The sequence below is a fragment of the Angustibacter aerolatus genome (assembly GCF_054776675.1).
In genome coordinates, this window is sequence record NZ_BAAHBM010000099.1 from 1 (window position 1) to 10,629 (window position 10,629).

At 73.7% G+C, this 10,629-nt stretch carries 11 protein-coding genes; 2 read left to right on the plus strand and 9 right to left on the minus strand.

The features are described 5' to 3' along the window. The first annotated feature begins 112 nt into the window (after positions 1–112). The gene (locus ACYVI6_RS16290) at positions 113–424 is read left to right on the plus strand and encodes an AzlD domain-containing protein (RefSeq protein WP_460447372.1); all 312 of its coding nucleotides are present in this window, start codon (positions 113–115) and stop codon (positions 422–424) included. On the opposite strand, the gene ACYVI6_RS16295 is transcribed toward ACYVI6_RS16290, so the two are convergent. Genes ACYVI6_RS16295 through ACYVI6_RS16310 form a run of 4 tightly spaced genes read right to left on the minus strand, consistent with a single transcriptional unit; the run spans position 421 to position 4,866 of the window. Further along, on the minus strand, positions 421–1,803 hold the full coding sequence (locus ACYVI6_RS16295; protein WP_460447373.1) for a GH1 family beta-glucosidase: 1,383 nt from the start codon (positions 1,801–1,803) through the stop codon (positions 421–423). The genes ACYVI6_RS16290 and ACYVI6_RS16295 overlap by 4 nt on opposite strands. Before the next feature lie 5 nt (positions 1,804–1,808). Continuing rightward, positions 1,809–2,648 (minus strand): carbohydrate ABC transporter permease, encoded by an 840-nt coding sequence (locus ACYVI6_RS16300; RefSeq protein ID WP_460447374.1) that lies wholly within the window; start codon positions 2,646–2,648, stop codon positions 1,809–1,811. Then, the gene (locus ACYVI6_RS16305; RefSeq protein ID WP_460447375.1) at positions 2,641–3,603 is read right to left on the minus strand and encodes a carbohydrate ABC transporter permease; all 963 of its coding nucleotides are present in this window, start codon (positions 3,601–3,603) and stop codon (positions 2,641–2,643) included. Before ACYVI6_RS16305 ends, ACYVI6_RS16300 begins: the two co-directional genes overlap by 8 nt. A gap of 9 nt (positions 3,604–3,612) precedes the next feature. Beyond that, a complete protein-coding gene (locus ACYVI6_RS16310) occupies positions 3,613–4,866 on the minus strand; it encodes an extracellular solute-binding protein (RefSeq protein WP_460447382.1) in 1,254 nt (417 codons plus the stop codon). Positions 4,867–5,107: 241 nt separating this feature from the next. Between ACYVI6_RS16310 and ACYVI6_RS16315 the strand changes: the two genes are divergently transcribed. Next, a complete protein-coding gene (locus ACYVI6_RS16315) occupies positions 5,108–6,322 on the plus strand; it encodes an ROK family protein (protein WP_460447376.1) in 1,215 nt (404 codons plus the stop codon). Between the two features lie 109 nt (positions 6,323–6,431). Here ACYVI6_RS16315 and ACYVI6_RS16320 read toward each other — a convergent pair whose 3' ends face one another. The 5 genes from ACYVI6_RS16320 to ACYVI6_RS16340 all read right to left on the minus strand — a co-directional run. Further along, complete coding sequence (locus tag ACYVI6_RS16320; RefSeq protein WP_460447377.1) at positions 6,432–6,701, minus strand: DUF3017 domain-containing protein; 270 nt, start codon at positions 6,699–6,701, stop codon at positions 6,432–6,434. Positions 6,702–6,719: 18 nt separating this feature from the next. After that, on the minus strand, positions 6,720–7,586 hold the full coding sequence (locus ACYVI6_RS16325; protein WP_460447378.1) for a bifunctional methylenetetrahydrofolate dehydrogenase/methenyltetrahydrofolate cyclohydrolase: 867 nt from the start codon (positions 7,584–7,586) through the stop codon (positions 6,720–6,722). Between the two features lie 79 nt (positions 7,587–7,665). After that, entirely contained in the window at positions 7,666–9,255 is a 1,590-nt protein-coding gene (gene purH / locus ACYVI6_RS16330) for a bifunctional phosphoribosylaminoimidazolecarboxamide formyltransferase/IMP cyclohydrolase (RefSeq protein ID WP_460447379.1), read from the minus strand. After that, complete coding sequence (gene purN / locus ACYVI6_RS16335; RefSeq protein ID WP_460447380.1) at positions 9,252–9,884, minus strand: phosphoribosylglycinamide formyltransferase; 633 nt, start codon at positions 9,882–9,884, stop codon at positions 9,252–9,254. Before purN ends, purH begins: the two co-directional genes overlap by 4 nt. 22 nt (positions 9,885–9,906) lie before the next feature. After that, a partial coding sequence (locus tag ACYVI6_RS16340; protein WP_460447381.1) for a cell division protein PerM occupies positions 9,907–10,629 on the minus strand: 723 nt, incomplete at its 5' end.

Sequence of the window (10,629 nt, forward strand, 5' to 3'; positions counted from 1 at the left end):
CGGCGCTGGTGCCGGCGCTGCCGGTCGGCCTGCCGGTGGTGGCCGCGGCGCTCGCGGCCGCCGTCATCGGCCTCGCCACCCGACCACCCGCTCCCGACGGCGAGGAGGCGGCGTGACCACCTGGGTGGCGGTGCTCGGCGCCGCGGCGGTGGCCTTCGCCCTGAAGCTGCTCGGCCACCTGGTGCCGGCCAGCGTGCTGCGGCAGCCGCGGGTGGCGCACGGCGCCGCGCTGCTGCCCGCGGCGGTGGCGACCGCGCTCGTCGTCGTGCTGACGCCGAGCACCGGCGACCGGCTGGTCGTCGACGCCCGGCTGGCCGGGCTGGCCGCCGCCGCCGTGGCGCTGCTGCTGCGGGCGCCCTTCCTGCTCGTGGTGGTCGTCGCGGCGGCCACCGCCGCCGCCCTGCGCGCCGCGGGCGTCGGCTAGGTCGTCGGGCGGTTCGCCCGGTGCCCGGCCACCAGGTCGGCGTACGCCCGCCCGCTCTGCTTCACCGTGCGGCGCTGCGTCTCGTAGTCGACGCGGGCCAGCCCGAAGCGCGGCCAGTAGCCGTACGACCACTCGAAGTTGTCGAGCAGGGACCACGCGTAGAACCCCTGCACCGGCGCGCCCTGCGCCACGGCGTCGGACACCGCCTGCACGTGGTCGAGCACGAACGCGGTGCGCTCGGCGTCGGCCACGTACCCCTCGGCGTCCGGCACGTCGTCGAACGCGGCGCCGTTCTCGGTGACCCACAGCTGCGGGGTCGCGTAGTCCTTCGTGACGCGCAGCAGGACGTCGGCCAGCCCCTGCGGGTGCACCTCCCAGCCCATCGCGGTGGTCGGCGCCCCCTCGACCGGCACCTGGCGGAACCGCAGCGTCGCGACGGCGTCGTCGGCCGCCACGACCTGACGGAAGTAGTAGTTCACCCCGAGGAAGTCCAGCGGTGTCGCGAGCACCGCGTCGTCGCCGTCCTCGCTCGGCAGCGGCACGCCGTAGATCTCGACGACGTCGGCGGGGAATCCCCGGCCGTGCACCGGGTCGAGCCACCACCGGTTGGTGTGGCCGTCGGCGCGCTCGGCGGCCAGCCGGTCGGCCTCGCTGCCGGACGCCGGCTCGATCGGGCTGAGGTTCAGCACGATGCCGACCGACGCGCCGGGGTCGTTCGCCCGCAGCGCCTGCGTCGCCAGCCCGTGCCCCAGCAGCTGGTGGTACGACGCGTGCACCGCGCTGCGCAGGTCGCGGACGCCGGGCGCCATCCGGCCCTCGAGGTGGCCGATCCAGGCCGTGCAGAGCGGCTCGTTGAGGGTGACCCAGCGGTGCACCCGGTCGCCCAGCCGGCGCGCCACGACGTCGGTGTAGTCGGCGAACCGCAGCGCCGTCTCGCGCGCCACCCAGCCCCCGCGGTGCTGCAGGACCGAGGGCAGGTCCCAGTGGTACAGCGTCACGAGCGGGTCGATGCCGGCGGCGAGCAGGTCGTCGACCAGCCGGTCGTAGTGGTCGAGGCCGGCCGCGTTCACGGTCGGGCCGCCGTCCGGCTGCACGCGCGGCCAGGCCACCGAGAACCGGTAGGAGTCGACGCCGAGCTCCTGCAGCAGCTCGAGGTCCTCGGGCCAGCGGTGGTAGGAGTCGGTGGCCACCAGGCCGTCGTCGCCGCCGTCGATGGCGTCGGGCACCCGGCAGAAGTCGTCCCAGATCGACGGACCGCGGCCGTCGGCGTCGGCGGCCCCCTCGATCTGGAAGGCGGACGTCGCGACGCCCCACACGAAGTCCGCGGGCAGCGGGGAGAGGTCGGGCACGCGAGGAGATCCGTTCTGCGAGAGGGGCATCCGGCTCACTTCACCGCTCCGGCCGTCATGCCGGCCACGAGGTAGCGCTGCAGCAGCAGGAAGCCGACGACGACCGGCACGCTCACGGTGAGCGAGGCGGCCATGATCTGGTTCCAGTAGACGTTGTTCTGGGTGGCGTAGCCCTGCAGCCCGACGGCGAGCGTGCGGGTGCTGTCGTCGGTGAGCACCGAGGCGAACAGCACCTCGCCCCAGGCGGTCATGAACGCGTAGATGAGCACGGCCACGATGCCCGGCACGGCGGCGGGGACGACGACGCGCAGGAACGCGCCGATCGGGCCGTTGCCGTCGACCTCGGCCGCCTCGTCCAGCTCCTTCGGCACCGAGTCCAGGTACCCGACGAGCATCCAGATCGAGAACGGCAGGGTGAACGTGAGGTAGGTGATGATCAGGCCGAGCCGGCTGCCGTAGAGGTCGACGCCGGTGACCCGGCTGATGTTCACGAAGATCACGAACAGCGGCAGCAGGAACAGGATGCCGGGGAACATCTGCGTCGACAGCACGGTCACCGAGAACAGCCCGCGGCCGCGGAACCGGTACCGGCTCACCGCGTAGGCCGCGAACAGCGCGATCACCACCGAGGCGCACGAGGCGACGACCGACACCACGATGCTGTTCACGAAGTAGTGCGCCAGCGGGATCGTGCGCCACATGTCGACGAACGGCTGCACGGTGACGTGCGACGGGATCCAGCGGAACTCGCCCTGCACGTCGCCGAGCGGCTTCAGCGACGTGCTGACCATCACCCACACCGGCAGCAGGGCGAACGCGGCGAGCAGGGTCAGCCCGACCCGCCGCGACCAGACGAACCAGGTGGGCTCACGCATCGTCGCTCCTCGGGCGGACCACCAGCAGGTAGACCGCGGTCACCAGCAGCAGGAACAGCAGCAGCAGCACCGACATCGCCGACCCGGTGCCGAAGTTCCAGGTCACGAACGAGTTCTGGTAGATGTGCATCGAGATGAGGTCGGCCTGCCGCGGCGCCGACTTGCCGAAGAACGTGTACGGCGTGGTGAAGTCGTTGAAGGTCCAGAGGAACATCACCAGCAGCAGCACGCGGTTGACGCTGCGCAGCATCGGCATCGTCACGAACCGGAGCTGCTTGCCGACGCCGGCGCCGTCCAGCGCCGCCGCCTCGTACTGGTCGGCCGGGATCGACTGCATGCCGGCGGTGAGGCACAGGAACGCGAAGGGCCAGGTGCGCCAGACCGCCACGACGCAGAGCGACACGAAGCTGTTGCTCCCGATCAGCCAGAACGGCCGGTCGTCGGTCACGTGCAGCTGGTCGACGAGCACGTGGTTCACCAGGCCGTTATCGCGCTGGAGCATGAACGACCAGGTGATCACCGACGCGAACACCGGCAGCGCGTACGGCACCAGGAACGCCGTGCGCACCAGGCCGCGGCCGCGGAACGTGCGTTGCGTCCACACCGCGGCGGCCATGCCGAGCAGCCACGACGTCACCAGCACCACGAGGGTGAACGCGCAGGTGATGGTGAACGAGTGCAGCAGCGCCTTGCCGGCCGCCTGGTCGAAGCTCAGGGCGTAGCGGTAGTTGTCGAGCCCGGCGGTCGGTGCGGCCCGCCAGTTGCGCAGGTAGAACTGGGTGAGCTGCAGGAAGCTGATGCCCACGCCGGCCAGCATCGGCACGATGTGGATGAGCAGCTCGGCCAGCAGGGCGGGCAGCAGCAGCACGTACGGCAGCAGCCGCCGCCGCGACCGCGGCCCGCGGGTGCGGGCCGGGGTCGGGGCGGCGACCGGTGCCGGGGCGGTGTCGAGCACGAGCGCCGGTCAGCTCCCCAGCTGCTGCTGGGCGGCCTGCAGCTGGCTGCTGATCTCGGCGTCCGTCACCTGCTTGCCGCTCGCGGCGTCGGCCAGCATGTTCTTGATCGCGGTGCCGACGGTCGTCTCGAACTGGCTCTCCTGCGGCACGGCGGGCAGCGGCGCGGCCTTGGAGCTCAGGATGTCCTTGAACGTCTGCACCGCGTCGGTCTGGAAGGCCGGGTCGGAGTAGGCGTCCTGCACGGTCGGCAGCGACCCGTACGTCTTGTTGAGGGTGATCTGCTCCGGCGTGCTGGTCATGAACTTCACGAACTGCAGCGCGGCGTCCTTGTGCTCCGAGCCGTCGAAGACCGCGAGGTTGATGCCGGCCACCATGCTCGAGATGGGCTTGCCGCCGCTGGGCACCGGCACCGGCACCACACCGATGTCGTCGGCCTTCATGCCGAGCTGGTCGAGCGAGCCGGCCGCGGCCTGCCAGATGACCATCGCGCTCTTGCCCTTGGCGAAGTCCGCCAGCGCCTCAGTCCCGTTGGCGTACTCGGCGTTGCTGGGGTTGGTGATCTTGTCGGTCTGGATGAGGTCGACGTACTGCTTGATGCCGGCCACGTTCTGCGGGGTGTCGAACGTCGGCTTGCCCGCGGCGTCGAAGAACGCGCCGCCCTGCTGCTGGCTGAAGGTGAACGCGTTGTGGATGTTCTCGCTGACGCTGCCGCCCTCGATCGACAGCCCCCAGTGGTCCTTCGTCGTGAGCTTCTTGCCGTCGGCGACCAGCTCCTCCCACGTGGTGGGCGGCTTCTCGATGCCGGCCTCGGCGAAGTACTTCTTGTTGTAGTACAACCCGTACGCCAGGCTGTAGATCGGCAGCGCCGTCGGCGGCTTGCCCGGCGCACCGGTGGCGGAGAGGCTGCCGGCGAGGAACCGGTCCTTGCCGCCGACCTTCGCCAGCGTGGCGTCGTCGAACTGGGTGAAGGCGCCGGTCGCCTGCAGCGACGCCGACCAGGTGTTGCCGATGTTCAGCACGTCCGGCCCCTTGCCCGACGTCGTCGCGGCGAGGATGCGGTTCAGCAGGTCGGACCACGGCACGACCTCGACGTCGACCTTGATGCCGGTCTGCTGCGTGAACTTCGCCAGCTCGGGCTTCAGCACCTGCTGGTCGTTCTCGATGCTGGTGCCCTGGTTGCTGGCCCAGTAGGTGAGCGTCTGCCCGGCCGCGTCGCCGCCGCCGCTGCCGCCGTCCGCGTCGTCGGAGCCGCAGGCGGCCATCGACAGCGCGAGCAGCGAGGAGGCGAGCAGCCCTCCCCCGATCCTGGTGAGTCGTCCCACGTGCGTCCCTTCGCTGGCCGGGCGGTGCCCGAGTTCGACGGTGAACCGAGGGCGTCCGGAACGGGACTTCCTCTAAGCCGTGAATAATGTGCATCGAACGGCCCGCGGTCAACCCCTCGAGACGGGTTCGTGACCTGCGGGTGCCCGGTACCGTGTGCCGTCGAGGCCCGGAGGGACGGCGATGAGCACGAGCGGGACGGCGCGCACGCCCGGCACGGCACGGGTGCAGGACCTGCGCCGCAGCAACCGGTCGCGGGCCCTGTGGCACCTCTACCTCGACGGCCCCTCGCGCCGGCAGGCGATCGGCGAGGCCACCGGCGTCAGCCTCGCGACCGTCAGCAACGTCGTCACCGAGCTGCTCGACGTCGGGGTGCTGCGCGAGGAGCGGCAGCCCGCCTCCACCGGGCGGCCGGCCGGGCTCGTCGGCATCGACCCGGGCTACGGCCACGTGGTCGGCGTCGACATCGGCGAGGCGTCGGTGCTCGTCGAGCTGTTCGACCTCGGGATGCAGGTGCGCGCCTCGCACCGCTCCCGCACCCAGCTGACCCGCCTCGACCCGGACGACGCCGCCGAGCACGTCGTCGAGGGCGTCGAGCGGGTGATCGCCGAGGCCGGCGTCGACCCGGGCACGGTGCTCGGCGTCGGCGTCGGGGTGCCCGGCCTGGTCGAGCACGTCGACGGCGCCGTGGTCGACGGGCAGACCGTCGGCTGGCGGGCGGTGCCCTTCGAGGCGTTGCTGCGCAAGCGGTCTGGCCTACCGTTTGCCATCGACAACGGTGCGAAGCTGATGGGTCAGGCCGAGCAGTGGTTCGGCGCGGCCCGCGGCGCCGACCACGCCGTCATCCTGCTGCTCGGCACCGGTGTCGGCACCAGCATCATCATCGACAACGAGCTGTACCGCGGGGCCACCAGCAGCGCGGGCGAGTGGGGCCACAGCCCCGTCGTGGTCGACGGCCGGCCCTGCCGCTGCGGCGCGCTCGGCTGCCTCGAGGCGTACGTCGGCGCCGGCGCGCTGCTCGACCGCTACGCCGAGCTCGGCGGCAGCGGGCTCGACCCCGCGCTCGAGCTCGAGGAGCGGGCCGAGGCGCTGGTGGCGTCCGCCGCGAGCGACCCCGCGGCGGCCGACGTCCTCGCCGAGACCGTGCGCTACCTGGGTGCCGGGATCGCCGGGCTGGTCAACGTCTTCAACCCGCGGCGGGTCGTCGTCGGCGGGCGCGTCGGCCGGGCGCTGGCCGCCGCCGCGCTGCCCGAGCTGCAGGCGGCAGCCGGCCGCGGCGCGCTGCGCCTGCCGTTCAGCCACACCCTCATCGTCGGCGCCGAGCTCGGCACCGACGCCGTCGCGCTCGGCGCGGCCACCCTCCCGATGGCCCGCTTCCTGTCCTCCGGAGCCACCTGAACCCCGCACCCCTTTCCGCACCCCAGCCCGGTGTGCGTACCTCAGCCCGCTGAAGAGCCCGCCCCGAGCGGGCTGAGGTGCGCACACGGGGCTGACGCGCGGAGAGGGGTCAGGGGGTGGTGGCGAGGGGCAGGGTGCCGGCGAGCACGAGGGCCACGGCGCAGGCACCGCCGAGCAGCAGCACGTCGAGCCAGCGGGCGCGGACGACGACGGCACCGGCCAGCCGCTCGGGCAGCAGGGCGCGCAGCAGGGCGGTGACGCCGAGGGTGCCGCCGAGCAGGTAGCCGCCGCCGCGCAGGTGACCGCTCACCACGACCAGCACGGCGACGAGCACGCCCACGAGCAGCAGCAGCCAGGGGCCGAGCAGCCGGGGGGTCATGCGCGCGTCACGCCGGGCTCACCGGGCGGCCAGCGCCCGCTCGGCGTTCTGCACGACGTTGGCCAGCAGCATGGCGCGGGTCATCGGGCCCACGCCGCCGGGGTTGGGGCTGACCCAGCTGGCCACCTCGGCGACGTCGGGCGCGACGTCGCCCACGGGCTTCGAGGTGCCGTCGGGCCCGGTGACCCGGCTGACGCCGACGTCGAGGACCGCGGCGCCGGGGCGCACCATGTCGGCGGTCACCATGCCGGGCACGCCGGCCGCGGCGACGACGACGTCGGCCTGCCGCACGTGCCCGGCCAGGTCGCGGGTCCCCGTGTGGCACAGGGTGACCGTGCTGTTCTCGGAGCGGCGGGTCAGCATCAGGCCGAGCGGGCGGCCCACGGTGAGCCCGCGGCCGATCACCACGACGTGGGCGCCCGCGAGCTCGACGTCGTGCCGGCGCAGCAGCTCGATGACGCCGGCCGGCGTGCACGGCACCGGCGCGGGACGGCCGAGCACCAGCCAGCCGAGGTTCATCGGGTGCAGGCCGTCGACGTCCTTGCCCGGGTCGACCCGGCTGAGCAGCGCCAGCTCGTCCAGCCCGGTCGGCTGCTGCACGAGGAACCCGGTGCACGCGGGGTCGGCGTTCAGCTCGTCGATCACGGCCTCGACCTCGGCCTGCGTCGCGGTGGCGGGCAGGTCGCGGCGGATCGACTCGATGCCGATCTCGGCGCAGTCGCGGTGCTTGGCCCGCACGTACCAGTGCGACCCGGGGTCGTCGCCGACGAGCACGGTGCCCAGCCCGGGCACGACGCCCGCCTCGCGCAGCGCGGCGACGCGTTCGGCCAGCTCGGCCTTGATCGTCTTCAGCGTCGCCGATCCGTCGAGCACCCGAGCGGTCATGGGCGGCATCCTCTCAGAGCCCTCGAGGTGCTTCGTGCCTCAAGGAGCTTGATCGTCGGTCCGAGGGGGGGTGGGGCGGTCAGTGCGCGAAGTGGCGGGTGCCGGTGAGGTACACCGTGACGCCGGCGGCGCGCGCCGCCTCGACCACCTCGCCGTCGCGCTTCGACCCGCCGGGCTGCACGATCGCGCGCACCCCGGCGTCGAGCAGCACCTGCTGCCCGTCGGCGAACGGGAAGAACGCGTCGGACGCCGCGACCGACCCGCGCGCCCGCTCGGCACCGGCCCGCTCGACGGCGAGCCGGCAGCTGTCGACCCGGTTCACCTGACCCATGCCGACGCCGACGCTGGCGCCGTCCTTCGCCAGGAGGATCGCGTTGCTGCGCACCGCCCGGACGGCGCGCCAGGCGAACGCGAGGTCGGCCAGCGTCGCGTCGTCCGCGGGCTCGCCGGCGGCCAGGGTCCAGGTGGCCGGGTCGTCGCCGCCGGTCACGGCGCCGTCCTCGTCGCGCACCTCGGCGTCGACCTGGTCGCGCAGCTGCACCAGCACGCCGCCGCTGACCTGGCGCCACTCGAGCGGGTCGCGGGCGTAGCCGTCGGGCAGCTCGAGCAGCCGGCGGTTCTTCTTCTGGGTGAGCAGCTGGTAGGCGTCGTCGTCGAACGCCGGGGCGGCGACGACCTCGCTGAAGGTCTCGTTGAGCTGCTCGGCCATGGCGAGGGTCACCGGCCGGTTCGCCGCCACCACGCCGCCGTACGCCGACACCGGGTCGCAGGCGTGCGCCCTGCGGTGCGCCTCGGCGACGTCGCCCCCGACGGCGATGCCGCACGGGTTGGCGTGCTTGATGACCGCGACCGCCGGCTCGGTGTGGTCGTACGCCGCCCGCAGCGCGGCGTCCGCGTCGACGTAGTTGTTGTACGACATCTCCTTGCCGTGCAGCACGGTCGCCTGGGCGATGCCCGGCGCGGCGTGGTCGTCGACGTAGAGGGCGCCCGGCTGGTGCGGGTTCTCGCCGTAGCGCAGCACCGCGGCGCGCTCGAGAGCCATGCCGGCGTACGGCGGCCACGCGTCGGCCCCGGCGTCGAGCTCGCGCGCCGTCCAGGTCGCCACGGCGGTGTCGTAGGCCGCGGTGTGCGCGAACGCGCGCGCGGCGAGCCGGCGGCGCGCGGTGAGGTCGAACCCGCCGTCGCGCAGCGCCTCGAGCACCAGCGGGTAGTCGCTCGGGTCGGTGACGATGGCGACGCTGGCGTGGTTCTTGGCGGCCGCGCGCACCATCGACGGGCCGCCGATGTCGATCTGCTCGACGACCTCCTCCGGCCCGGCGCCCGACGCGACGGTCTCGCGGAACGGGTAGAGGTTGCTCACCACGAGGTCGAACGGCTCGACGCCGAGGTCGCTCAGCTGCTGCACGTGCTCGGGGTTGCGGGTGTCGGCGAGGATGCCGGCGTGCACCTTGGGGTGCAGCGTCTTCACCCGGCCGTCGAGGCACTCCGGGAAGCCCGTGACGTCCTCGACGGTGGTCACCGGCACGCCGGCGGCGGCGATCCGGCCGGCCGTCGACCCGGTCGAGACGATCGACACGCCGGCCTCGTGCAGCGCGACGGCCAGCTCCTCCAGACCGCTCTTGTCGTACACCGACACCAGTGCGCGTCGCAGAACCCGCTTCTCGCTCACCCGACCGTGACCCTTCTCGCGTTGACGGACCAACCGCTGCGGACCATCCGGCCCACGGACTCGACGAGCATCGACCGCTCGGCGACCTTGATGCGCTCGTGCAGCGACGCCACGTCGTCGTCGTCGAGCACCTCCACGGCGCGCTGGGCGATGATCGCCCCGGTGTCGACGCCCTCGTCGACCACGAACAGGGTGGCACCGGTGACCTTCACGCCGTACGCCAGCGCGTCGGCGGCACCGTGGGTGCCCGGGAAGCTCGGCAGCAGCGCCGGGTGGGTGTTGACGTAGCGACCGCCGAAGCGGGCGAGGAACGCCGGGCCGGCGAGCTTCATGAAGCCGGCCGAGACCACCAGGTCGGGCTCGTGCGCCGCGACCGCGTCGGCCACCGCGGCGTCCCAGGCGGGGCGGTCGTGGAAGTCGCGCACCCGGTGCACGAACGTCGGGACGCCGGCCCGCTCGGCCCGCGCGAGCCCCTCGATGCCGTCGCGGTCGGCGCCCACCGCCACCACGACCGCGCCGTACGCCGGGTCGGCGCAGGCGTCGAGCAGGGCCTGCAGGTTCGTGCCCGACCCCGACACCAGCACGACGAGGCGCGCGGGGCCCGGCGTCACGGGCCCGTGGGTGGTCACGACCAGCGACCCTATCGAGGAGTCAGGCGTGCTGGCGCCGCCGGGTGATCCAGGCGGCGACCACGGCGCCGGCGCCGACCTCGCCGGCCAGCACCAGCGCCACCCGCCAGGCCGAGGCGCCGACGGTCCGCAGCGCGCCCGGCCCGGCGCCGCCGCCGGAGAGCAGGACGAGCGCGGTGAGCAGCACGACGGCGACGACGGCGGCCGCGAGCGCCTCGAGCAGCACGGTGGTGGTGGTGCGTCCGCCGTCCTCTCCGGGCACGTCGTCCGGACGGCGGGCGACCAGCCAGCCGGCGACGGCCCCGGCGAGCACGGGCAGCAGCGGCAGCACGACGAGCACGCTCGGCAGCGCACCGGACGGCGGGACGGCGCCGAGCACCGGCACGAGCGGGAGCAGGCCCAGCGAGGAACCACCGGTGGTGACGGAGGTGCCGGCGCCGAGGGCGAACCCGGGCCCGGCGACGAACCCGACGGCCCAGCCCACGAGGTCGGGCAGCAGCGCGGCCTGGGCGAGCGCCAGCAGCCCGCCGCCGACCACCCCGGCGTCGAGCGCGCGGTGCAGGGTGAGCACGCGGTCGTGGCCGACCACGACCGCGACGAGCACGAGCAGCGCGGCGACCAGCAGCACCAGGGCGGCGGCCAGGGCACCGGGCCGGGCCGCGCGCCGCCAGGTCGAGGGCAGCCGCACGAGCTCGCTGAGCGCCGGCACCAGGGTGACGCCGGCCGCCCGCAGCGCCTCGGAAGT

Bases quoted from the DNA above. Each gene is read 5' to 3' on its own strand.
- ACYVI6_RS16300 (WP_460447374.1), bottom strand. From the start codon at position 2,648: ATGCGTGAGCCCACCTGGTTCGTCTGGTCGCGGCGGGTCGGGCTGACC.
- ACYVI6_RS16315 (WP_460447376.1), top strand. From the start codon at position 5,108: ATGAGCACGAGCGGGACGGCGCGCACGCCCGGCACGGCACGGGTGCAG.
- ACYVI6_RS16310 (WP_460447382.1), bottom strand. From the start codon at position 4,866: ATGGCCGCCTGCGGCTCCGACGACGCGGACGGCGGCAGCGGCGGCGGC.
- ACYVI6_RS16295 (WP_460447373.1), bottom strand. From the start codon at position 1,803: ATGCCCCTCTCGCAGAACGGATCTCCTCGCGTGCCCGACCTCTCCCCG.
- ACYVI6_RS16320 (WP_460447377.1), bottom strand. From the start codon at position 6,701: ATGACCCCCCGGCTGCTCGGCCCCTGGCTGCTGCTGCTCGTGGGCGTG.
- ACYVI6_RS16325 (WP_460447378.1), bottom strand. From the start codon at position 7,586: ATGACCGCTCGGGTGCTCGACGGATCGGCGACGCTGAAGACGATCAAG.